At 48.2% G+C, this 22,072-nt stretch carries 22 protein-coding genes; 9 read left to right on the top strand and 13 right to left on the bottom strand.

All coding sequences use genetic code 11. From position 1 onward, the window contains the following. Nucleotides 1-8: 8 nt before the first annotated feature. A protein-coding gene (locus tag EX31_RS14535) for an IS3 family transposase (RefSeq protein WP_156106971.1) occupies nucleotides 9-1,183 on the bottom strand; the annotation gives its coding sequence in 2 pieces (ribosomal slippage) (nucleotides 9-925 and nucleotides 925-1,183; 1,176 coding nt in all). Between the two features lie 589 nt (nucleotides 1,184-1,772). Between EX31_RS14535 and EX31_RS14525 the strand changes: the two genes are divergently transcribed. Next, nucleotides 1,773-3,029, top strand: coding sequence for a site-specific DNA-methyltransferase (locus tag EX31_RS14525; protein WP_037035360.1), 1,257 nt, complete (start codon nucleotides 1,773-1,775; stop codon nucleotides 3,027-3,029). Between the two features lie 158 nt (nucleotides 3,030-3,187). Here the strand turns inward: EX31_RS14525 and EX31_RS14520 are convergent, their stop codons facing one another. From EX31_RS14520 to EX31_RS14510, 3 genes are all read right to left on the bottom strand, one after another. Continuing rightward, nucleotides 3,188-4,150, bottom strand: a complete 963-nt coding sequence (locus EX31_RS14520; RefSeq protein ID WP_037035358.1) for a DUF2971 domain-containing protein — start codon at nucleotides 4,148-4,150, stop codon at nucleotides 3,188-3,190. Nucleotides 4,151-4,238: 88 nt separating this feature from the next. After that, nucleotides 4,239-5,504, bottom strand: a complete 1,266-nt coding sequence (locus EX31_RS14515; protein ID WP_037035355.1) for a tyrosine-type recombinase/integrase — start codon at nucleotides 5,502-5,504, stop codon at nucleotides 4,239-4,241. A gap of 191 nt (nucleotides 5,505-5,695) precedes the next feature. Beyond that, a complete protein-coding gene (locus EX31_RS14510; RefSeq protein WP_013577633.1) occupies nucleotides 5,696-6,559 on the bottom strand; it encodes a YicC/YloC family endoribonuclease in 864 nt (287 codons plus the stop codon). A gap of 248 nt (nucleotides 6,560-6,807) precedes the next feature. Here EX31_RS14510 and rph point away from each other — a divergent pair, with 248 nt between their 5' ends. From rph to EX31_RS14490, 4 genes are all read left to right on the top strand, one after another. Further along, entirely contained in the window at nucleotides 6,808-7,524 is a 717-nt protein-coding gene (rph, locus tag EX31_RS14505; protein WP_013577632.1) for a ribonuclease PH, read from the top strand. An 83-nt stretch (nucleotides 7,525-7,607) separates the two neighbouring features. Then, entirely contained in the window at nucleotides 7,608-8,249 is a 642-nt protein-coding gene (pyrE, locus tag EX31_RS14500; RefSeq protein WP_037035354.1) for an orotate phosphoribosyltransferase, read from the top strand. 31 nt (nucleotides 8,250-8,280) lie between these two features. Next, on the top strand, nucleotides 8,281-10,488 hold the full coding sequence (locus EX31_RS14495; RefSeq protein WP_037035353.1) for a DUF2157 domain-containing protein: 2,208 nt from the start codon (nucleotides 8,281-8,283) through the stop codon (nucleotides 10,486-10,488). Beyond that, complete coding sequence (locus EX31_RS14490) at nucleotides 10,475-11,011, top strand: GDYXXLXY domain-containing protein (protein ID WP_013577629.1); 537 nt, start codon at nucleotides 10,475-10,477, stop codon at nucleotides 11,009-11,011. Before EX31_RS14495 ends, EX31_RS14490 begins: the two co-directional genes overlap by 14 nt. Nucleotides 11,012-11,065: 54 nt before the next feature. Here the strand turns inward: EX31_RS14490 and slmA are convergent, their stop codons facing one another. The 3 genes from slmA to coaBC all read right to left on the bottom strand — a co-directional run bounded on the left by slmA (nucleotide 11,066) and on the right by coaBC (nucleotide 13,487). Further along, nucleotides 11,066-11,662: a nucleoid occlusion factor SlmA gene (slmA, locus tag EX31_RS14485; protein ID WP_013577628.1), complete on the bottom strand. Its 597-nt coding sequence runs from the start codon at nucleotides 11,660-11,662 to the stop codon at nucleotides 11,066-11,068. A gap of 171 nt (nucleotides 11,663-11,833) precedes the next feature. Then, entirely contained in the window at nucleotides 11,834-12,292 is a 459-nt protein-coding gene (gene dut / locus EX31_RS14480; RefSeq protein ID WP_013577627.1) for a dUTP diphosphatase, read from the bottom strand. Continuing rightward, nucleotides 12,270-13,487: a bifunctional phosphopantothenoylcysteine decarboxylase/phosphopantothenate--cysteine ligase CoaBC gene (gene coaBC, locus EX31_RS14475; RefSeq protein WP_013577626.1), complete on the bottom strand. Its 1,218-nt coding sequence runs from the start codon at nucleotides 13,485-13,487 to the stop codon at nucleotides 12,270-12,272. The genes dut and coaBC overlap by 23 nt, the downstream gene beginning before the upstream one ends. A 184-nt stretch (nucleotides 13,488-13,671) precedes the next feature. Between coaBC and radC the strand changes: the two genes are divergently transcribed. The 4 genes from radC (at nucleotide 13,672) to mutM (ending at nucleotide 15,984) form a co-directional block, all read left to right on the top strand. Next, nucleotides 13,672-14,352: a RadC family protein gene (radC, locus tag EX31_RS14470; protein ID WP_013577625.1), complete on the top strand. Its 681-nt coding sequence runs from the start codon at nucleotides 13,672-13,674 to the stop codon at nucleotides 14,350-14,352. A 266-nt stretch (nucleotides 14,353-14,618) separates the two neighbouring features. Further along, on the top strand, nucleotides 14,619-14,855 hold the full coding sequence (rpmB, locus tag EX31_RS14465; protein WP_004931195.1) for a 50S ribosomal protein L28: 237 nt from the start codon (nucleotides 14,619-14,621) through the stop codon (nucleotides 14,853-14,855). A gap of 11 nt (nucleotides 14,856-14,866) precedes the next feature. Continuing rightward, nucleotides 14,867-15,034 (top strand): 50S ribosomal protein L33, encoded by a 168-nt coding sequence (gene rpmG, locus EX31_RS14460; protein ID WP_004392084.1) that lies wholly within the window; start codon nucleotides 14,867-14,869, stop codon nucleotides 15,032-15,034. Between the two features lie 140 nt (nucleotides 15,035-15,174). Continuing rightward, nucleotides 15,175-15,984, top strand: a complete 810-nt coding sequence (mutM, locus tag EX31_RS14455; RefSeq protein WP_013577624.1) for a bifunctional DNA-formamidopyrimidine glycosylase/DNA-(apurinic or apyrimidinic site) lyase — start codon at nucleotides 15,175-15,177, stop codon at nucleotides 15,982-15,984. Between the two features lie 8 nt (nucleotides 15,985-15,992). Here the strand turns inward: mutM and coaD are convergent, their stop codons facing one another. From coaD to EX31_RS14425, 6 genes are all read right to left on the bottom strand, one after another. Beyond that, nucleotides 15,993-16,475, bottom strand: coding sequence for a pantetheine-phosphate adenylyltransferase (gene coaD, locus EX31_RS14450; RefSeq protein ID WP_013577623.1), 483 nt, complete (start codon nucleotides 16,473-16,475; stop codon nucleotides 15,993-15,995). A 6-nt stretch (nucleotides 16,476-16,481) separates the two neighbouring features. Next, nucleotides 16,482-17,249 carry a glycosyltransferase family 2 protein gene (locus tag EX31_RS14445; RefSeq protein ID WP_037035350.1) on the bottom strand — a complete coding sequence of 256 codons (768 nt, stop codon included), beginning with the start codon at nucleotides 17,247-17,249 and terminating at the stop codon, nucleotides 16,482-16,484. Then, on the bottom strand, nucleotides 17,249-18,523 hold the full coding sequence (gene waaA, locus EX31_RS14440) for a lipid IV(A) 3-deoxy-D-manno-octulosonic acid transferase (RefSeq protein WP_013577621.1): 1,275 nt from the start codon (nucleotides 18,521-18,523) through the stop codon (nucleotides 17,249-17,251). The genes EX31_RS14445 and waaA overlap by 1 nt, the downstream gene beginning before the upstream one ends. Before the next feature lie 120 nt (nucleotides 18,524-18,643). Further along, complete coding sequence (locus EX31_RS14435; protein WP_037035349.1) at nucleotides 18,644-19,789, bottom strand: glycosyltransferase family 4 protein; 1,146 nt, start codon at nucleotides 19,787-19,789, stop codon at nucleotides 18,644-18,646. Further along, nucleotides 19,782-20,864, bottom strand: a complete 1,083-nt coding sequence (gene rfaQ / locus EX31_RS14430) for a putative lipopolysaccharide heptosyltransferase III (RefSeq protein ID WP_013577619.1) — start codon at nucleotides 20,862-20,864, stop codon at nucleotides 19,782-19,784. Before rfaQ ends, EX31_RS14435 begins: the two co-directional genes overlap by 8 nt. A gap of 160 nt (nucleotides 20,865-21,024) precedes the next feature. Continuing rightward, entirely contained in the window at nucleotides 21,025-22,032 is a 1,008-nt protein-coding gene (locus EX31_RS14425) for a glycosyltransferase (RefSeq protein WP_037035346.1), read from the bottom strand. Nucleotides 22,033-22,072 lie beyond the last annotated feature (40 nt).

The raw sequence follows: 22,072 nt of genomic DNA, 5'->3' as shown, positions 1-22,072 counted from the left end.
TGTAGTGGTCAACAAAAACTGGCCACGGCTTTAGAGTTTTTCCAAAACAATCTTTCTGATTCATTCGGCGTCAAACCACCATTATATTGATGAGGTCTGAGCTGGCTGTAATATCCTGTGATGTAATTCGTTATTGCCGTGCTGGCTTGGCTAAAATTAGCGTAGCCATTATCCGGTACCCACTCTGTTTTCAGACTTCTGAAGAACCGTTCCATTGGGCTGTTATCCCAGCAATTTCCCCGGCGACTCAGACTTTGCTTTATCTGATATCTCCACAGTAACTGCCTGAAATTCCTGCTGGTATAGTGACTGCCTTGATCCGAGTGATACAGTAAATTAGCCGGTTTTCCCCGTGCTTCCCAGGCCATCGACAGGGCTTTACCTGTCAGTGCTGAATCAGGGAAAAATGACATCGCCCAGCCAACCGGTTTACGGGAAAACAAATCGAGTACTATAGCCAGATAAGCCCAGCGTTTTCCCGTCCAGATATAAGTCACATCACCGCACCAGGTCTGATTAGGCTCGGTAACAGCAAACTGGCGATCCAGATAATTAGGGATCTCAATGTGTTCCTTAGACGCCTTCTTATAACGATGGCCAGGTTGCTGACAGCTGATAATATTGAGCGCTTTCATTAGCTTTGTTGCCCGCCAGCGGCTCAGTTTTATACCTTTGGTGGTGACCATCGCGGCAATGCTTCGCGCTCCTGCTGAGCCGTTACTTTCGCGATAAACTTCACGCACAAGGCTCAGTAATGCCACTCTCGTGGCGTCAGGCTTCCTGGGCTGCCGCCAGTATTTATAACTGCTGCGATGAACCCCAAACACGTTGCACACAACGGCAACAGGAAACCGCGCCCTGAGTTTCTCAACTAATGAGAATTGTTCAGGGAGTCTGACATCAAGAGCGCGGTAGCCTTTTTTAATATATCCCTTTCCATTTCAACGCGTTGAAGTCTTTTCTTTAGCTCGCGTATTTCAATCTGCTCAGGTGTCATGGGTGAAGCAGTGGGTGATTTTCCCGCTCGCTCTTCTTTCAGTTGTCGAACCCATTTGTCCATTGTGGATTTGCCGACGTTCATTGCCGTAGCAGCGGCGGCAACGGTGTAATGCTGATCGAGTACAAGCTGGGCAGCTTCGAGGCGAAACTCGGGGCTAAAATTGCGTCTGTTACGTCCGGTCATAATGCCACCTGTTTTTACTGTGAGGTGATGATATCACCTCTATTCAGGTGGCCAAATTCAGTGTGCCACTACATATGCTGGCTAAAGGATGCCATAGCAGATAAGGAGATGGAAGAGTATTAGGATGTGTCCCGTCACTGTTTTTTTGTACAACTCAGTCTCGGTGAAGCGAAAGAAAAGCCACTGGGAATATGTCGATCGCCTAAAAAAATCAAAGAGGATCGGTTTCAGATTTAAGAGTACTTTTCTCCGTCTCCCTTAGCCGCACAGTAAGGTTAAGGTACACAGTCTAGAGTTTTCCCAAGATTAAGATGAGTGCAATTAGGTGATACATGATTTTTTAAATGGTTAGTTAGGGAAAATATTCTCAACCTAATAAATATCGGCCATGAAAAGCAGGTCTTTATTATAGAGTGTTTTTAAATTTAATTTGCGTTTATATTCATTAGTGTTATGTATAATTAATTTGATTTTCAATTATATATGGCAGCATGACGTTTTATTTCTCTGATATTATTTTCAAGTGTGTCTATTCACTTTCGATAAAAAATAGTATAATTGATTTTAAAAGAAGTGAGGAAGATTGCTAATGATTAAGTTAAGTAATGAAATTAATAATGTAGGGGGGAAGTTAGGGTTGTCTTTCTCTGAGGATTTATTGGATTCTAGTTTGATAGGTTTATATCCAAAGTTGGATTTTGATAATATTTCCAGCAGTACACTTATTGCCGGGGATAATATTTATAGCTTGGCTAAGCTAGCATCTAGTATAAATGATGTTGTCGATGTTTGTTACATTGACCCACCTTATAATACTGGTAATAAATTTTTATATCATGACAATAGAAAATCAAACTCGTCTAATTTTTTTGGGACCCATAGTGCGTGGATGATGTTTATGCTTCCTCGATTAGTCGCTGCCAGAGAAATTATGAAGCCAACAGGTGTGATAGCCATTAGTATAGATGACTATGAGTTTGCATATTTAAAAATATTGATGGACAATATTTTCGGTGAGAATAACTTCATTGGTAATATTGTAGTTTGCCGTTCAAAAAATGGCAAAGGTAGTAATAAAAACATTGCATCAACTCACGAATATCTAATGCTTTATGGAAAATCTTCATTGGCCAAATTAAATGGGTGCTTAGATGATACTAGCATTTACGATAAAAAGGATGAGCATGGTGAGTATAAAGTGGATGGGTTGTTTAGAAAAAAAGGCGAAGCCAGCTTAAGAACAGATCGTCCGAATATGTTTTACCCTTTATTTTTCAATCCATCTACTGGGGAAGTTTTTGTCGAGCCGGGTATGGGTCTGCAACCGGCTTTCCCGATTGATTCTAAAGGAATAGAGCGTCGTTGGTTATGGGGTAAGGAGACAGCGCGTGAACGCTCTTGGCAGTTATATGCAAGTAAAAAGGGGGTCGTTTATGTTAAAAATTACTCATCAACTGACAAAAGAAGGAAAGTGAGATCTTTTTGGGATAATACTGCCTTTTACACTGAAAGAGCTACTAATGAAATAACAAAGCTATTTGGTGATAAAATTTTTGATACACCGAAACCCTTAAGTTATATAATGGCAATCCTTGATGTTATTGGACAATCTGATGCCGTTATCCTAGATTTTTTTGCTGGATCTGCTACAACGGCACACGCATCAGCTATCCTAAATAGTAACGATAACGGGACAAGGAAAACTATTTTAATGGAGAATAATAGTCAAATCCCAGAAACACATATCGCCAGAAAATATGGCTGCAATGTTATCTCTGATATAAGTTGCGCTAGGTTACAGAAAATAAAGTTAGAGTTCCCAGAATTTGAATACAAGGTATATTAAAAAATAAATGCTGGTGATTGAGAATGGCACCAGCATTTTGATGAGTTTATAAAATAGATACCATTTCTCGGCACTAAGTTTTACATCATGTATGCCAATGCTGGGCCTTATTTAAGTCGGTACGATCTCCAGCTGGATTAATAATAGTATAACTATGCTTAGTTTTTATAGTAACAGCTTTTAGATGCCTCTATTCTGAAATTAAGGCCATGCAAGCCTTTAAGAAGTTCGAGGGCTTCAATGATTCTTTCATTGTGACCGGCAGCCAAGAATGTTACTTTTTTAATAATTTTAGGATTGATTGGAAACTCAACGAATGGTACTGGATATGCACCTGCATCATACCACTTTATAATTTTTTCCTTTCCTTTTACATACTCCCTTAGTTTTGTTTCTGGATTAACTGATTTAGACTCAGATAGCACAATTCTGTATTCTGACTCATGCGACCACTCTTTTTTCTTTGTTGTCGGGAATGCAAATAATGCTTTATTAATCATTCCTAACGTAAACTCCTCTATTTTTTTTACTGATCCAGTATCGTTAGATTTTTTGGAGACTTTTGTGAGTTCAATAAATTCTGAATAATTAATTATATTAATGATCTGGGAAGGGTCATATGAAACTGACATAATGCGAGGTTTAAAATGTTTAAGTAGATATCCACCAGGTATTCCTTCATCATTTTCTCTTGGGCCTCCTAAATATTCATGTAATTCAGAAGAATATTCTATTCTACCTGACATATTAATTGCCTTTTCCAACTCTGTAACATCAAATTCAATTGCATAACTGACTTGTTTGTTACCATAAGCTTGCCAGTGATTTGTGTCGTCTGGCTTTGTAGTAAAGCATGCTACATATGTATCACGAATATTTTTAATTACAAAATCTGATGTGGCTTTAAAAAATTGAACCCAAATGTCAGCTTCTGCTAGACCCGATTTCATATTTTCGTTTAATTTTTGTATTATATCCTCATGATGATTTTTTAGTGTATCGACTGCATAATTATATTCCATTCGGTCATTTAGGAATTTATGATTCGTACAGCGTATAGTTTTTCCTTCAATTATTCCTAATAATCCTGCTTGCCCCGTATAATGATAAATAGCTTTCAAAATGTTCTCCTCTAATTATAGTTTATTAATGTTAATATGCTTTTGATGATAAATTTTTTATTCTAATTGCACGCTAATTTTCGGCCTTTCATACATTTATATGTTTTCTCAGCGGCGTCACGTTATAGTCCTCTCCCTTTTCTAAGGAAACAAGCAAGCCAGCCCACAGCTCTAGTGCTTGCTTCCTCTCATCGAAATACTGATATCGATTGTAAATCCCCTCAACGCCTTTGATTCTGTGGTTCAGGCAGCGCTCTGCAACTACCGGATCAACGCCCAACGCCGCCAGATGTGAACGCGCGGTGCGTCGAAAATCATGAATAGTAAAATTTGGAATATCAGGGAGATTACTTTTGACCTTACTCAAGGCCACAGGCAATGTGCTTTCCTGAATGTGGGGGATCATCCGGTGCTGCATCTTTCTGGCTGGAAGCACCCACTGGCTATTACATGACATTTGGTGCAGTTCTTTTAGCCATGCAAGCGCTGGTGCAGGGATAGGGATATCGATCGCATCACCATTTTTAACCCGCTCTGCTGGTAAGTGCCAGACAGCGTCATCAAGGTTGAACTCTTCCCAGCGGGCACCGCAAAGCTCCATCTTACGGCAGCAGAACACTAACAGAAGCTTCATTGTAATCTCGTTCTGACGTGAGAAACCTTTTGTCATTGGCAATGCTTGTAAGAACTTCACAAGCTCTTCACGACTTAACCAGCGTTCTCTGCTTTTTTCCTGACCACCTGCATCATCAATTTCAAAAGCGCCAGTAGGGTTCGTTTCCAGCATATGGCGTCTTATTCCGTAATCAAATATACGGCGGGTCCATCTCAACACATCATTAGCGACTGTAGGTGCGCCACGCTGGACGATTTTTTGCAGCATGTCGTCAATATGTCTGGGGCGGACATCTTCGATTCTGAGGTGCCCTATTGTCGGATTGATATCCTTGTCGATACGACGACGCAGAATATCTGGATGCTTCCAGCGATTGAGGATTTGACGCTCGAAGTATTCAGCCGCCAACTCTGAAACACGCAGAGCATGTTTTTCTTCCTCCATCTTCTTCAGTGCTTCTGCTTTACGCTCTTGCTTCTCTCCTGATACGTCATAACCCAGTGCAACACGAGCTGAAAGCTCTTTTGCTGTGTCACGCGCTTTAGCGAGTGACAGATTAGAGTACGTTCCTATAACCATTGCTCGCTGTTTACCTGCAAAGCGATAGCGAAAACGCCAAAACGGTATTGCATAGTTCTTAGGGAAGCATAAATAGAGTCCACCTCCATCAGATCGCCCATCAAAATGTTCGCCTGATTTTATCCATGCTCTGATCTGTATGTCTGTCAGTTTCGCCATGCTTATCTTGTCTCATTGCTGTGTACATAAACTGCGTGTCATTAATGCCGGTATGTACACGTCTATGTACACACGAAACACGCGCTGTAGTGATACTTCATGAGACTATATAAAACAAAAAAGGCCATGATTTACAATGGCCTTTTTATCCTGACGAGACTTAGTGAGACAATGCGAGATCGCGTGAAACTTTACTCAATATTCTGAATCTGCTCGCGCATTTGTTCGATCAACACTTTCAGCTCGATGGCTGACGTCGTGACATCAGCATTGATAGATTTAGATGCCAGTGTGTTCGATTCGCGGTTAAATTCCTGCATCATAAAATCAAGACGACGGCCCACGGCTTCTTCTTTCTTCATGATTTTATGTGTTTCTTTGACGTGCGCTTCAAGTCGATCCAGCTCTTCAGCTACATCGACACGCTGCGCCATTAGAACCAGTTCCTGCTCCAGACGGGTATTTTCCAGCTGAACCTGCGCATCTTCCAGTTTGCTGACCAGGCGCTCGCGCTGCCATTGCAGAATATTTGGCATCTGGGCGCGGACTTTTACCACTTCTGCACTCACACCGTCGAGACGCTGTTCGATCATCGTTTTCAGTGCGGCACCTTCGCTTTCGCGTGCGCTGATGAAATCGTCCAGTGCTGTTTCCAGTGCCAGCAGCAACTCGGTGCTGATGGCATCCAGATCCTGTTCTTCAGCCAGCATCACGCCCGGCCAGCGCAGGACTTCCAGCGGATTAATTTCGCCTTCATCACTTTGCATTTTCACCCATTGCGCGGCTTCAACCAGCTGTTTCGCCAGTTTTTCATTGAGCTGCAACGTGCTTTGCGCGCCAGGATCGAGATCAAAACGCAGATTACATTCGACTTTACCGCGGGTAAGCCGGGCGCGAATGCGCTCACGGACAACCGGCTCCAGGCTGCGGAATTGCTCGGGCAGACGGATGTAGGTTTCGAGATAACGTTGGTTTACCGAGCGGAGTTCCCACGCTGCGCTGCCCCAGTCACCCTTAATTTCGCGTCGGGCATAAGCGGTCATACTTCTGATCATGTATGCGTACCTGTTAATGTAAAGATGCAGCAATTATAGCCGTGCCATGCCAGTCATGATAGGTATAACCTCCTGAAGTCCGTATCCCCGTCACCCTTCAGGTTGCCTCTGCGTTGGTGTCGTTTACTCATTCCGGTCGCTTACCTGAGTAAGCTCGCGGAGTTCATTCACTTGCCGCCTTGATGCAACCTGAATGTTTTTGGGTATAATGCGCAGCCAAACATGATTCGTGACCCGGAGAAGTATCCATGCGTCCAGCAGGCCGAAATGCACAACAAGTGCGCCCCGTAACACTGACCCGCCATTACACTAAACACGCTGAAGGTTCCGTGCTGGTGGAGTTTGGTGATACTAAAGTGCTATGTACCGCGACGGTGGAGGAAGGTGTTCCGCGTTTTCTGAAAGGTCAGGGACAAGGTTGGATAACCGCAGAGTACGGCATGTTGCCGCGTTCTACCCATACGCGTAATGCGCGTGAAGCCGCAAAAGGCAAGCAAGGCGGTCGTACTCTGGAAATTCAGCGTCTGATTGCCCGTTCCCTGCGTGCTGCGGTGGATCTGAAAAAGCTGGGTGAATTCACCATTACGCTCGACTGTGATGTGTTGCAGGCGGACGGCGGCACGCGCACTGCGTCCATTTCTGGTGCTTGCGTTGCTCTGGCGGATGCACTGAATGCGCTGGTAGCTGCAGGTAAACTGAAAGCTAATCCGATGAAAGGCATGGTTGCAGCGGTTTCCGTAGGCATCGTGAAAGGCGAAGCGCTGTGTGATCTCGAGTATGTCGAAGACTCAGCGGCAGAAACCGACATGAACGTGGTGATGATGGAAGATGGCCGCATGATTGAGGTGCAGGGCACCGCAGAAGGTGAGCCATTCAGCCACGAAGAGTTACTCGGTTTACTTGCTCTCGCCAGAGGGGGCATCGACACTATCTTCCAGGCGCAGAAAGCGGCGCTGGCGGAATAATTTTTTAAGGCGACTGAGAAGTCGCCTTTTTTATGGCCTGCGGGCTGACAATAAGAAATAAGACGTTATAGAGGAGACCATCAATGAAAGCCTATCAGCGCCAGTTTATTGAGTTCGCACTGAACAAACAGGTTTTGAAATTCGGTGAATTTACCCTGAAGTCCGGGCGCATCAGCCCTTACTTCTTCAATGCTGGTCTATTTAATACTGGCCGTGATCTGGCGTTACTGGGACGTTTTTATGCCGAAGCATTGGTGGATTCCAAAATTGATTTCGATTTAGTGTTTGGCCCGGCTTACAAAGGTATTCCAATCGCGACGACCACCGCGGTTGCACTGGCTGAGCATCATGAGCGCGATGTGCCATACTGCTTTAACCGCAAAGAAGCCAAAGACCATGGTGAAGGCGGCTTGCTGGTCGGCAGCCCTTTGCAGGGGCGTGTCATGCTGGTCGATGATGTGATCACCGCCGGTACCGCCATCCGTGAATCGATGGAAATCATCAACGCGAACAAAGCCACTCTGGCTGGCGTATTGATTTCTCTGGACCGTCAGGAACGTGGACGCGCAGATATCTCCGCTATTCAGGAGGTTGAGCGCGACTATCATTGCAAAGTGATTTCAATTATTACGCTGGCCGACCTGATTGAGTATCTGGAAGAAAAGGCGGAAATGGCTGACCATCTGGCTGCTGTGCGGGCTTACCGGCAGGAGTATGGTGTTTAATATCGGGTAAAATCTCAAAGGCAGGGATGTCATGACACAAAGTGAAGCCGGCAGCAAAGAATGGATGCCTTCGCGGGCGGCAGAGTTTCTCTGTCGCCAGACGGAGCGTCTGGTCAAAAGCGGTAGCCTGACGCCGGCCGCATGTCAGCGTATTTATGACTTTTGTGGCGTCCGGCCGGGTTATCCCGAATGGCGGAAATTTCTGGGTCCCTTACTCTCCCTGCTTGGTCTGTTATCACTGGTGGCCGGTGCCGTATTCTTTGTCGCCTGGAACTGGGCAGATATGCCAAAGATGGCAAAATTTGCGCTGGCCGAGTTACTGATCGTTGCGCTTGCCGTCGTCGTCTGGTGGCGCTGGTATGACGGGGTTGCACGCAGTGCCTTGCTGGCTGCGGGTCTCGGCTTTGGTGCTCTGTTTGCCCTTTATGGCCAGATTTATCAGACGGGGGCCGACAGCTGGGAGCTGTTCAGGGCCTGGCTGTTTGTTTTCCTGCCTTTAGCCTTAATCGCCCGACAGAACAGTCTGTGGTTCTGCTCCTGGTTACTTGCCAATCTGACGTTTCAGCTCTATTACGCCACGGTGTCTATGTCCCTGATGGACAGCGCCGTATTCGACGGTCTCGACTATTTCCCCACAACTGCGCTCTACAGCTATCTGATTGCGCAGACGTTGTGCCTGATCATTCGCGAAGTTCTGGCCATACGGGTCATTAAGCACAATCCCCACTCCTGGCTTGCCAGCCGCTGGTTTTCCCGGGTGATGGCTGGTTTCCTGCTATTAGTGCTGACTTGCATTGTTGCCGAAAATATATCCGGTTGGGGATACGATACCCCTCACCCCTTCGTCACCGCCTTATGGCTGGCAGTCTTAGTGGTGAGTTACTTCTTTTATCGTTATCGCTATCCTGATCTCTGCATGCTGACTCTGGGAACTGCCAGCGCAGCGGCAGTGGGATGTGTGCTGATCATGCAGATGTTCGACAGTTCTTACGATGTGGGTGGCCTGTTTATGCTGGGCTGTCTGATGGCTTTATGGCTGGCGGGATGTGGCGCCCTGATGCTCTACTGGCGGCGTAAACTCTATGAGAGCCAGCCGGTCGAGGTTTCTTCCACGGAAATGGCAGTGCTGACGGAACAACTACGCCGAAATGATTTGCTTAGTCAGGCGCAAATTGAAGAGATTCAGCAATACGATCACTCCTCTCATCTCCCCTGGTACCTGCGACTGACACTGGGTATCGGTGGCTGGGTTGCCGCGATGATTATTTTATTTCTGCTGATTCTGATGCTGTATGTTGTCGACCTGCTCAATGACCCCAATGCAGCCACGGTGATTATCCCTTCTCTGCTCCTTGCAATTGTTGCGGGTGGGCTTTTGCGTATGCAGGGCGTGAGTAAGCATCATATCGGGCTGGCGTGGGCGATAGCCGCAACTTGCGGCCTCTGTTTTGGTTTCTATCTTCTCTTTGAACCTGACTGGGAAATGTCTTTCCTGGTGGGCTCGCTCTGTTCATTACCGGTGCTTGCGTTGATGGCGCTGGCAATGCGCGATCGTACTTTCCGCTTTATGGCGATAACGGCGCTGACATTTTTGCTGATCCTTTCCGGCAATTTGCTGACAGGGATGTATTTACCGCCGGTCACCCGTTTTTGGGCGGTTTCCGCGCTGGTTGCTGTCATTGTGATTTTCTGGCTGTGGATTATCAGAGAACAAATTAACTTAAAAGCCACATCATGGGCTGAGGCTGTTTTTCCTCTCCTCTGGGGTATTCCTTCCGGCCTGATATTGCAGTGTTTTTCCGCCATTAACACCTCGCTTCTCTTCGATGTTTTCTGGCGGCCAGCGGGGTATTTTCCTCTTTCGGGAGGAACTGGCGCAGGCATTGCCGCAGGTTTAGTACTGGTGTGTTTGTATCAGACTGTGGTGAAAAAGACGCCATCAGCAATGCTGTATCTGGTGACGGCGGTTGTGTGTGGCGCCGCAGCCTTTTATGCGCCGGGCATTGGCCTGGGGCTGTGGCTATTCCTGATGGCGCGTTATCAGGGAAATCAGGGGATTTTAGCCGCGAGCGGCTGTTTCCTCGCGCTGTATGTTATCGACTGGTATTACTTCCTCGGCGTCAGCTTATTACAGAAATCCCTTCTGATGTTTGTCACCGGCGTGGTGTTGCTGGCGCTGGCCTTTGCAGCCAAAAAACTGATCCCCGTGTGTAAGGAGGAAGCTTATGCAAACCCGTAATCTGAGGAAATGGCTGTCAGGAGTAGTGATACTGCTGGCACTGATCGCAGTGAATGCGGGTATCTGGCAAAAAGAGCAGGTGCTTAAACAGGGCGCGGTAATGATATTGCAGCTTGCGCCGGTTGATCCGCGTTCTTTGATGCAGGGGGATTACATGGCTCTCAATTATGCCATCACGCGATCTTTGCAAGAGGAGTTATACCAGCAACGTCAGGGTTGTAATTCTCTTCCACAGACGCCTTGTTTTCCTGTTAGTGGCAAAATTATTGTGGCAGTTAATGAACACCGGCAGGTCACTCAGGCGCGGTTTGATAGCGGTGACCCGCTGAAGCCCGATGAATTACGGGTTAACTATCATATGAATGCCGGAACACTGATGGTGGGAACTAATGCGTATTTTTTCCAGGAAGGACAAGGTGAACGTTTCGCCCGTGCACGTTATGGTGCATTTCGGGTAGGTGATGACGGCACAGCGTTATTGACCGCGATGCTGGATGAAAATGGGAAAATGATTCAGCCATAATATGAAAAAAGGGCCTTTCGGCCCTTTTTAGATTTGACGTTTGTCCCTGCGCGTTTATTGCAGCTGAGCAGAGATAAGTGGCCAGCGGGTATCGAAGTCCTGAGTCGGTTTGTACTTGAATTCAGAGCGTACAAAACGTGACAGCATCCCTTCGCAAAATGCCAGTAACTGGCTGGCGAGTAGAGTTTCATCGCTGATGAATCCGCTGCCTTCACGCATTTTCTTTTCCCGCAGTACCTGACGCAGTTGCGCTTCAATCCGCTCGAAAAGTTGGTTGATGCGGCCCTGCAAACGGTCCTGTTCAAACATCAGGGCATGGCCGGTCATAATACGGGTCAATCCCGGATTACGCTCGGCAAACCCTAAAATCAGCAGTAAAATCAGACGTATTCTGTTTAGCGTATCCTTTTCATCCTGCAGGATGAGATTGATACGGGTGATCAGACTGTCTTCGATAAACTCAATTAAGCTGTCAAACATCCGCGTTTTACTGGGAAAATGACGATAAAGAGCTGCTTCTGAAACACCCACGCTGGCGGCGAGCTTTGCAGTCGTGATCCGCTGGCTGCCGTCGCTGGACTGAAGCATTTGCGCTAATGCCTGCAAAATCTCTTCGCGCCTGTTCCTTTTTGTCGTTTCTTTCTCTGCCATGTCTGAATAGACCCTTGCTAAAAAACGGCTAAAATCATGGAGAAACCGCACAACTGCCGCATGAATCGCTGTGATCCTGCGGCTTATTTCGTTCCCTTCGTGTTGTTACGGTCTGATAGTGATAAGGATCTGTTCAATATCGCGTCAAAATCAGCGGTGCTGAACAGGTTCTTATTGGCGACCTGAGTGGCCAAAGCCCCCTTCGCCGCGTTCACTGGCGTCAAAATCTTCCACCAGATTGAATTCTGCCTGAACGACAGGCACAAACACCATCTGAGCAATGCGCTCGCCCGGTTCGATAACAAATGTTGTCTGACCACGGTTCCAGACGGACACCATAAGTTGGCCCTGATAATCTGAATCGATAAGGCCGACCAGATTGCCCAGTACAACGCCGTGTTTATGACCCAGACCGGAGCGCGGCAAAATCACCGCCGCCAGATTAGCATCACCAATATGGATAGCCAGACCTGTTGGCAGCAGAGTGGTTTCACCCGGTTTCAGTTCTACAGAAGCATCCAGACAGGCGCGTAAATCCAGACCCGCAGACCCCGGTGTCGCGTAAGCCGGTAAAGGGAAAGTCGAACCGATGCGCGGGTCGAGAATTTTAATGTCGATTTTTTTCATCATAACGGCTGACAATCTCTTCTAATAAACGTTGGCCAAGCAGGGACTTATCGCTGAGTGGTAAGATTTTATCCCCGTCCTGCCAAAAAAGATGCAAGGCATTGGAATCGCTGTTGAAACCTTGCCCGGCAAGTGAAACATCGTTGGCGCAGATCAGATCCAGATTCTTACGGATCCTTTTTTGCCGCGCGTATTCTTCCACATTCTGGGTTTCAGCGGCAAACCCCACGACGTAAGGCCGGTTTTCTGTCATGGCCGCGACGCCAGCGACGATGTCAGGGTTTTTAATCATTTTTACAGTGATTTCATCGCCTTGCTTTTTGATCTTCTCATCAGCAATACGTTCTGCGCGATAATCTGCCACGGCAGCGCAGGAAATAAAAATATGCTGAGAAGCTGCCGAAAGCTGGACGGCTTGCTCCATCTCCAGCGCACTTTCCACATCAATACGGTGAACACGGGCAGGCGTTGGTTGCGTCACCGGCCCGGCTATCAGCGTCACTTTGGCACCACGTTCAGCGGCGGCTTTGGCAATGGCAAAACCCATTTTGCCGGAACTGTGATTACTGATGAAGCGGACAGGATCCAGCGGCTCACGGGTGGGGCCTGCGGTCACCATAATATTCAGATGCGCCAGATCCTTGCGCGAAGAGAAATGCGCATTGGCCATATCCACAATCACCAGCGGGTCCAGCATACGTCCCGGGCCAACATCGCCGCAGGCCTGACTGCCGCTGTCCGGCCCCCACAACAATGTGCCCCGTGCTGCCAGGCTTTGCAGGTTTTCTTGCGTGATGGCCGCACGATACATTTGCTGGTTCATCGCAGGAAGTACCGCGACCGGTGCCGCTGTCGCCAGACACACCGTCGTCAGCAGATCATTTGCCATGCCAGCATTCATGCGAGCCAGCAAATCCGCTGTGGCAGGCGCGATAATGACTAAATCTGCCCATTTCCCTAACTCGATATGTCCCATTGCCGCTTCGGCCGCCGGATCAAGCAGGTCGTCAGAAACCGGATAGCCAGAAACAGCCTGCAGGCTCAGCGGAGTCACGAAAGATTTCGCCGCTTCTGTCATGACGACGCGAACTTCAGCGCCTCTTTCACGTAAGCGACGTACCAGTTCTGGTGCTTTATAGGCAGCGATACCACCGCTGATACCGAGCACAATATGTTTGCCGGAAAGTCCCGTCATCATCATTGTCCGATTGGTTGAAAGCTGAAAGAAGCGACATTTTAGCATAACGGGGAATGATGACAGCTATTGGCGATGCGTCGAAAGTTGAGTAATAAAAATTCTGCGTAACATCTCGCAAGCCGACATACCGGACGTTATGACTGGGAGAATGCTGTGACACAATCGCCGCAAAAAAGGAGTCAGGATGACGAAACAGCAAAACCAGTGGCCGGGAGTGATGCCACCGCGCGAAAAATTATTGCAGCAAGGGGCGAAAGAGCTGACGGATCAGGAATTGCTGGCGATTTACCTGCGTACAGGATGCCGGGGATTGCATGTGATGGACCTCGCAAAGAATCTGCTGGAAGAGTTCGGTTCATTGCATCAGTTACTGATGGCGGATTTTGATGCCATGGCGCGCACGAAAGGAATGGGGGTTGCCAAGTTTTCGCAACTTGTGGCGGTGTCCGAATTATCCCGCCGCGCCTATCTGCGCCACCTGAGTGCCGAAAATGCGATGCTCAGCCCCAAGGTTATCCGTGAATATTTGCAGAATTTACTCGTTTTTCGGGAAAGAGAGGTGTTCCTGGTACTTTTTCTCGACAACCAGCATCGCGTTATTCGCCATGAGGAGATGTTTGCTGGTACTATTGGGCACGTAGAAGTGTATCCCCGCGAAATTGTTCGTGGTGCGATGAAGGTTAATGCGGCAGCCCTAATTCTGGCGCATAATCACCCATCCGGTCGGGCTGAGCCCAGTCTGATGGACAGAAAAGTGACTGAACAGATTATTCGAGCGTGCCAGTTGCTGGAAATTCGTGTCCTTGACCATTTGGTTGTAGGCCACGGAGAAACGGTATCTTTTGCCGAACGCGGCTGGATTTAGCCTTGTTTTTTGAAGATCCTTAGGGATCTTTAGCTGTTCGGGACTTGAGCACTTACGCTACAGAGCGTATACTACGCCACCTTTGAGAATCTTGGGTTTGGCGTTAAGAGCCTATCTCAGCAGGTTTCTGACCTGATGAATTGGTTTTTTACCCGACGACAGTGAGTCGGTTCTCAGTGGAGTTTGCTGAGATGGGCTCTAAAAGCCTGACGAGGCGGCCATACCCTATACGAAGCTCGAGCTGATTTGATTTTTGGAGAATAGACATGTCCCGAGTCTGCCAAGTTACTGGCAAGCGCCCGGTGAGCGGTAACAACCGTTCCCACGCAATGAACGCGACCAAACGCCGTTTTCTGCCGAACCTGCACTCCCACCGTTTTTGGGTTGAGGCTGAGAAGCGCTTTGTAACTCTGCGTGTATCTGCTAAAGGTATGCGTGTTATTGATAAGAAGGGTATTGAGACGGTCTTGGCCGATCTGCGTGCCCGCGGTGAGAAGTATTAAGGAACTGCATCATGGCTAAAGGTGTTCGCGAGAAGATCAAGCTGGTTTCTTCTGCTGGTACTGGTCACTTCTATACCACCACGAAGAACAAGCGTACTAAGCCGGAAAAATTGGAACTGAAGAAATTCGATCCAGTTGTCCGTCAACACGTGATCTATAAAGAAGCTAAAATTAAATAATTTTAGTGGATTGCTAAAACCCGGCTCCGGCCGGGTTTTTTATTGCCTGAATTTCGTGATTTCCATTTAGTGCGACTTTTATTTGCCTGATGTCGGTGTCTGCGACACACTCTGAACACGATTTTGCTCAAGGGGAAATTATGCCGGAATTACCTGAGGTTGAAACCAGCCGCAGAGGGATTGAACCCTATCTGAAAGGTCACACGATACTGCATGCCATTGTGCGTAATCCGCGCCTGCGCTGGCCTGTCTCGGCGGAGATCTTAGCGTTAAGCGATCAGCCGGTTCTGAGTGTGCAGCGTCGGGCAAAATATCTGCTGGTTGAGCTGCGAACCGGATGGATTATCATTCATCTGGGCATGTCCGGCAGTTTGCGGGTATTGCCGGAAGAAACTGAAGCAGGTAAGCATGACCACGTTGATCTGGTGATGGATACCGGCCATGTGCTGCGTTATACCGATCCGCGACGTTTTGGTGCCTGGTTATGGTCTTCTGATCTGGCGGCCAGTAATGTCTTAGCCCATCTGGGGCCGGAACCGCTGAGCGAGGATTTCAACGCAGATTATCTGTTTGAGAAATCCCGTACGAAGAAATCGCCAATCAAACCCTGGCTGATGGATAACAAACTGGTGGTCGGCGTCGGGAATATCTATGCCAGCGAATCCCTGTTTGTTGCCGGTATTTCACCTGACAGACCTGCACATTCGCTCAAACGTGATGAGACGGAATTGCTGGTGAGAACCATCAAAGCGGTATTGCTGCGCTCTATTGAACAGGGCGGGACGACGCTGAAAGACTTTCTACAGTCAGATGGGAAGCCAGGATATTTTGCACAGGAACTGCAGGTATACGGCAGAACGGGCGAGCCTTGCCGCGCATGTGGTACGCCCATTGAGAGTAAGAAACACGCTCAGCGCACCACGTTTTTCTGCCCGCGCTGTCAGCGCTAACGCATGATTCAGGCGCTGATTTTTTCCATCAGTGCCTGAGTAATGATTTGCGGCAGGAAAGGCGTGATATCCCCACCGTGGCGGGCGACTTCTTTGACCAGCGAAGAAGAAATAAACGACCATTCTTTTGAGGGCATCATGAACACGCTTTCCAGCGTTGGCAGCAAATGTCGGTTCATGTTTGCCAGTTGCATCTCATATTCAAAATCAGACACCGCACGTAATCCCCGTACCAGCACGTTTGCGCCCTGATTTTTGGCGAAATTCGCCATCAAATCGCTGAAACCAATGACTTCAACATTATCCAGATGGGATGTGACCTGGGTCGCCAGCGCCACGCGTTCATCCAGCGAAAACATCGGTTTTTTGCTCGGGCTGGCCGCAATCGCAAGAATGACCTGGTCGAACATCAGCGCCGCACGGGTGACGATATCGAGATGCCCGTTGGTCATCGGGTCGAACGTACCGGGATAAATTGCCTTAGTGCTCATGACGGCTCACTTTTGCAGTTGGTGGCTGAGTGCCCACAGGGCGGCATATTTATTGAACGTATATTGTGCATTGACGCCTGCCAGGATCAACCCCTGCTTTCCATCCATAAAACCGGCCCGCAGGATCCAGGTTTTGACGAATGCGCCCAGCGTATGCGAAAGAATTGAGGAAAAACTGCAACGGCGGCCTTGCTGATGGCGTTGCTCTGCCCACGCCTGCGCATAGCTGAGTTGTTTACGCTGGAAAGCGAAAAGGTCGCGACAGGTGAGATGCAGCAGGTCACCTTGCAAAGCAACGACAGTCGCATTGCCTGTGTTCAGTGATTCATGCACCAGATCGTCGTTGTAGCAGAATGTAGCAGGGTACAGGCGGTTGACCCGATCAGGATACCAGCCGCTGTGGCGCATGAATTTTCCGAGGAACAGATTACTGCGTCCGAGGCTATAAACGGTATTTTCCTGCGGGCAATTCAGCACGGTTTCAATCGACTGGCGTAATTCAGGGGTGACACGCTCGTCGGCATCGATCATCAAAATGTAGTCACCGGTGGCATGACTTTGCGCCAGCTGGCGCTGTTTGCCAAAACCCGGCCACTCTGTGTTCTGGAATACTTTAGCGCCGAAGTGGCGGGCAACATCCTGCGTCGCATCGTTGCTGCCGGAATCGAGCAGAATTATTTCATCTGCCCAGTCTACTGACTTAAGGCATTCCGGCAATAAATCCGCCTCATTACGGGCAATCAGCACGACGGATAAACGTTTTTTATCAGCCATTAATGACTCCGGATGGGCAGATAAGGCTCCAGTAAATGCAGCAGGCGCTGTAACGCCCCCTGATTTTGATGCAGAACTTCAACGGCGTGGCGACCGTAATACAAACGGTAGTCTTCATCGGTCAACAGTGTAGAAATTTCTTTCACCAGCGATGCAGTATCAGTGACCGTGATCAGACCGTCGTCCTGAGCGAGCTTGGCGCAGATGTCTTTGAAATTGAAGGTATGGGGTCCCATCAGCACCGGAATTGCGTGGGCTGCCGCTTCCAGGGGATTATGGCCTCCGCGATCGACCAGACTGCCGCCAACAAACGCCAGGTCAGCAATGCCATACAGCAACATTAATTCGCCCATCGTATCGCCGATCACGACCTGAGTGGCCGAAGAAGGGACTTCCCCTGAGCTGCGCTGAATGAAAGAGAGGCCAGCTTTGCGCGTCAGCTCACAAGCTACCGGGAAACGTTCAGGATGGCGCGGCACCAGAATCAGCAGCAAGTTCGGATGCGCTTTCAGCAGCTCTTTGTGCGCCTCCAGCAGTAAAGTTTCTTCGCCTTCATGCGTACTGGTAGCGATCCACACCTGACGGCGTGATGCCCACTGGCTGCGCAGTGCAATGGCTTTTGCCGCCAGTTCCGGCGTGACCGAGATATCGAATTTCAGGCTACCGGTCACCGCAAGCTGGTTGCGTTTGAGTCCTAAAGACAAGAAGCGTTCACCATCTTCCTGATTCTGTGCGGCGATCAGTGTAATGCGTTGCAAAATGGTGCGAATGAATTTGCCTAGCTTCTGGTATCCCTTCGCTGAACGGGCAGAAAGACGGGCATTGGCGATAACCAGTGGAATTTTGCGACGATGCAATGCACTGATAAGGTTCGGCCAAAGCTCGGTTTCCATAATGATGACCAGCTTGGGGTTAACCTCATCCAGGAAACGATTTACGGATCCGGCCAGATCATAAGGCAGATAGACGTGGTGCACACCCTTGCCAAAAGCGGACTGAACACGCTCTGAGCCTGTCGGTGTCATGGTGGTGACGGTAATTGGCAAGGAAGGATAACGATGACGTAATGCGCGGACTAAAGGGATCGCTGCCAGCGTTTCTCCAACGGAAACGGAATGCAGCATAATGCCGCCGGAGACAACCTTTCCTTTGCAGAAGCCATAACGTTCAGCCCAGCGTTTACGATAGGCGGGCGACTTGCGGCTGCGCAAAAGTAAACGGATCCAAATCAATGGCTGAATTAAATATATGATTATATTATAAAAAATATTCATCTTTTATCAGGCGTTGCATAAGGGAAAGTCAATTTCATAGAGCGAAAATAGTCCCGGCGGATAGATGGGCACATGTTATCAGATAAGTGTGATCGACTCATCATGTCAGCGCCTGCGTCCTCAGACCAGTAATGAGTGATAAAGTGTAACCAACTGTTTTGAAAGGTTTTTAGGGCTGTAAGGTAAAATCCGCTCTCTTGCCGCATTTCCCATCTGGTCATTTTCCTGACGGGAAGGAATTTTATTAACGTATTCGCTAAGTCTTATCACATCCAGCGCATCGCAAACGAAGCCTTCGCGCCCCTGCAGAATAAACTCTGCGCCACCACAGGTTTCGCTGGTGATAACGGGCAATCCGCAGGCCATGGCTTCAAGAATCACGTTCGGGAACGGGTCGTATAATGTCGGCAGAATCATGCCATCGGCCGCATGGTAATAAGGGAGTACATTGTTTTGTACCCCGACAAAGCGGACCCGGTCAGCGCACCCTGATTGCTTCGCCAGAGATTCATACTTCTTCTGGTCTTTATCTTGTCCGACGACAATGAGGTAGCGATCGCCACAAGCGATCGCTTCAATGGCAGGCTTCAGCCCTTTGCGTTCAAAACCTGAACCTACGTAAATCAGTGCCACGGCCTGCGCAGGAATTGAAAGCATTTCACGCGCAGCGAGGCGCTGTGCATCTGTCGCCGGTACGAATTTTTGGGAATCAATGGCGTTATAGATCACTTCAAAACGGCTCTCATCAACTCCGTAACAGCGGATGATGTCGCGTTTTACCATCTCAGAATTGCAGATGATTTTTTTCAATGCCGGGGAGTGGAACATCTCTTCTTCGGCTTGCAGGACATAGCGGTGGTAGGGGCTGATTTTTGTAAGAAAACGCTGAAGAGGGGAAATGACACGCGCCCGTTGTTCCAGCCAGACACGATGTGCACCATCGCCGGCCCGGAAAATGTCGCAACCCGGAATACGTTCGTGGCTTTGCACTATGTCGAAATGTTCCTGTTTCCAACATTGTTGCGCAGCAGCGGCAAAACCCTTCTCACGTGAAACACGGCCATACTTTGCCGGATTGCACAGGTGAATTTTCCATTGCGGATTTGGCTTGCCTTCCCACTGGCGGGTAATAATATTCAGATCAATATTTTGGTCATCCAGTGCCTCCAGGGCGCGGGAAATAAAACGTTCCGCGCCGCCATCCGGGCGATATTTTTGTCTGACAATCGCTAAACGGATGTTTTTCCCACTGGCGGCATTAGTCATGCAGATAACTCCTGGCTGCATCAATCACATCACTGACAGGGATTGCATGCAGATAACGTTGTTGAGTTTTCGTATCGATCGAATCGGGTGCGGGTAGCGGCGCGTAGTCCCCCGCCCAGAGAGTGGTATTATTTTTGCCCCATGGACGCCAGTGCTGCATTTTCGTCGGCCCGAATAAGGCGACGCAAGGCGTATTAAGCGCGGCGGCCATATGCATCGGCGCAGAATCCACCCCAATAAAGAGTTTTGCACCGTCAATCATTGCAGCCAGCTGGGTCAGTGATAACTGACCGGCGACAGAGATCACCTGCGGATTGTGCGTGAGATCCTGGATTTTGCTCACCATATCCAGCTCTTTCTTATCCGGGCCGGAGGTCATCACGATCGTCAGGCCGGTTTCAGCAAGTCCATCAATCACATTGGCGAATTTGTCATCATCCCAGCATTTGAACGTCCAGCGGGACGTTGGCTGAATCACAATATATTCGCCGGACACCTGATTTTTCAGAAGTAATTGCTGACAAAATGACTTGTCACTTTCTGAATAATGCATTGATGTCAGAGCGTTATCGGTGGAAATACCAAGCGGTGACAAAATCGACATATTCTGTTCAACAGTATGCAAAATGCTGTGATTTTCGGTCGTCACTAACTGCGTATGACCTGCCCGCCAGAAAGCAGAACGTCGTTTTTTATAGTCGAATCCTAAACGAACTTTCGCGCCACTAAATCGGGAAATCAAAGCACTGCGCCATTGATCGGCAAGATTAATCACCAGATCATAATGTCGGTCGCGGACAGCTTTGAGTAACTGATATTCCTGTTGTAACTGATAGCGGACACCTTGTTTTTTCCATGTTCTGTCAATGACATGGATATGAGATAGCGCTGGATGTTCACTGAGAATAGGGCGAGTTTCTTTATACAGAAGCACATCAATTTCAGCATCGGGGTAATGCTCGCGTAGCCTGTTTATCACCGGCGTGGTCAGCACCATATCTCCATGATGACGGAGTTTCACCAGAAGAATTCTTTGGGGTCTGAACGCTGCGTATTTGGCTTCTGAATTAGGCATTCTATTATCTGATAGTAGAATATAGTGAGTTGATTTTAGGTGAAGAATCGTATGCTGTGAAGTTATTTATCTTCCTGATATAGAAAGATAAATAACTTCATTTATGAAATAGTTAGATTCCACTTAAACGAATAAAGGAATCGTCTCTTTCTGAAACAACTTAACCGAGTTTTTTACGCAGGTTATGGAGACGATACAGCCACAGTAACAGTTGCCACCATTGTTTCGGTCCGCGTGCGTTACGCAGCATTATCCTGCGTGTGCCGGAGGTGTAAATATCGTCGATGATGGCTTTCTGAGCGGCCTGAACAGGCTCGCGGCGAACAGAATGACAAACCGTCAGGGCTTCCCGGGTGACCTGTCTCGGAAACTCTGCATAGATTTTTACCTGGCCTTTATATCGCTCATTTAATTCATCAAGCATTTTGGCAATTTTCAGGTAATGCCGTTGATATTCAACGTTTTTCATTCCGGTTCTTTTTTGATTACTGATTGACTGACCATGAATGTAATAGCGATAAAGCACCTCTTGGGTGTATTTCACGCGGCGTGCGTTGAACATGAATTCGGTTGTCCAGGGAATATCCTGATGATGCAGGCCGGGTTCAAAATACAGATGATGCTTTTTAATAAGTTCCAGACGATAGACACCTAACCACACTACGTGCAAATAACGGTTTGTTGCCAGCGCCATTTTAAGCCAGTGCGGGCCATCCAGCACGGCAGTCGACGTTAAACGATCGGTGGGGATGATGGGCTTAACTTTTTCTGAGCCGACAAAATAACGTTCACCATTGCATTGTGCGACATCCAGATCATCCTGTTCACACAGTTCAATCAGCGTTTGGTACATGTTCGGATAGAGTATGTCATCGGCATCCGGAAAAGTGACGTACTGACCTTTGGCGATATCCAGGCCAGCATTACGCGCACGCGATACGCCGCCGTTAGCCTGATGAATGACGCGAATATGCGGGTATTTCTCAGCATATTCTTGCGCAACGCACTCGGAACCGTCTGTCGAACCATCATTGACGATAATGATCTCGAAGTTTGTCAGCGTCTGGGCGACGAGCGAATCCATAAAGTTTCGGAACATTTCCCCTGCGTTATACAGAGGGATAATCGCGCTGAGCTTAATGTTGTCGGATGTCGTTGTAAGGGGCATATCACACAATTTCCACTGATAAGGAGGGCAATCAACCGGG

It is taken from the genome of Rahnella sp. WP5 (assembly GCF_000745615.1).
GTDB lineage: Bacteria > Pseudomonadota > Gammaproteobacteria > Enterobacterales > Enterobacteriaceae > Rahnella > Rahnella aceris.
The sequence above is the reverse complement of the archived record's forward strand: the minus strand, read 5'-3'. Positions and strand labels throughout refer to the sequence as shown.

Coding starts and splice junctions, on each gene's coding strand:
- rfaQ (WP_013577619.1), bottom strand. CDS start 20,864: ATGCCTAATTCAGAAGCCAAATACGCAGCGTTCAGACCCCAAAGAATT.
- pyrE (WP_037035354.1), top strand. CDS start 7,608: ATGAAAGCCTATCAGCGCCAGTTTATTGAGTTCGCACTGAACAAACAG.
- EX31_RS14510 (WP_013577633.1), bottom strand. CDS start 6,559: ATGATCAGAAGTATGACCGCTTATGCCCGACGCGAAATTAAGGGTGAC.
- mutM (WP_013577624.1), top strand. CDS start 15,175: ATGCCGGAATTACCTGAGGTTGAAACCAGCCGCAGAGGGATTGAACCC.
- rpmG (WP_004392084.1), top strand. CDS start 14,867: ATGGCTAAAGGTGTTCGCGAGAAGATCAAGCTGGTTTCTTCTGCTGGT.
- waaA (WP_013577621.1), bottom strand. CDS start 18,523: ATGAATATTTTTTATAATATAATCATATATTTAATTCAGCCATTGATT.
- EX31_RS14445 (WP_037035350.1), bottom strand. CDS start 17,249: ATGGCTGATAAAAAACGTTTATCCGTCGTGCTGATTGCCCGTAATGAG.
- rph (WP_013577632.1), top strand. CDS start 6,808: ATGCGTCCAGCAGGCCGAAATGCACAACAAGTGCGCCCCGTAACACTG.
- rpmB (WP_004931195.1), top strand. CDS start 14,619: ATGTCCCGAGTCTGCCAAGTTACTGGCAAGCGCCCGGTGAGCGGTAAC.
- EX31_RS14525 (WP_037035360.1), top strand. CDS start 1,773: ATGATTAAGTTAAGTAATGAAATTAATAATGTAGGGGGGAAGTTAGGG.
- slmA (WP_013577628.1), bottom strand. CDS start 11,662: ATGGCAGAGAAAGAAACGACAAAAAGGAACAGGCGCGAAGAGATTTTG.
- EX31_RS14490 (WP_013577629.1), top strand. CDS start 10,475: ATGCAAACCCGTAATCTGAGGAAATGGCTGTCAGGAGTAGTGATACTG.
- coaD (WP_013577623.1), bottom strand. CDS start 16,475: ATGAGCACTAAGGCAATTTATCCCGGTACGTTCGACCCGATGACCAAC.
- coaBC (WP_013577626.1), bottom strand. CDS start 13,487: ATGATGACGGGACTTTCCGGCAAACATATTGTGCTCGGTATCAGCGGT.
- EX31_RS14425 (WP_037035346.1), bottom strand. CDS start 22,032: ATGCCCCTTACAACGACATCCGACAACATTAAGCTCAGCGCGATTATC.
- radC (WP_013577625.1), top strand. CDS start 13,672: ATGACGAAACAGCAAAACCAGTGGCCGGGAGTGATGCCACCGCGCGAA.
- EX31_RS14515 (WP_037035355.1), bottom strand. CDS start 5,504: ATGGCGAAACTGACAGACATACAGATCAGAGCATGGATAAAATCAGGC.
- dut (WP_013577627.1), bottom strand. CDS start 12,292: ATGATGAAAAAAATCGACATTAAAATTCTCGACCCGCGCATCGGTTCG.
- EX31_RS14495 (WP_037035353.1), top strand. CDS start 8,281: ATGACACAAAGTGAAGCCGGCAGCAAAGAATGGATGCCTTCGCGGGCG.
- EX31_RS14435 (WP_037035349.1), bottom strand. CDS start 19,789: ATGACTAATGCCGCCAGTGGGAAAAACATCCGTTTAGCGATTGTCAGA.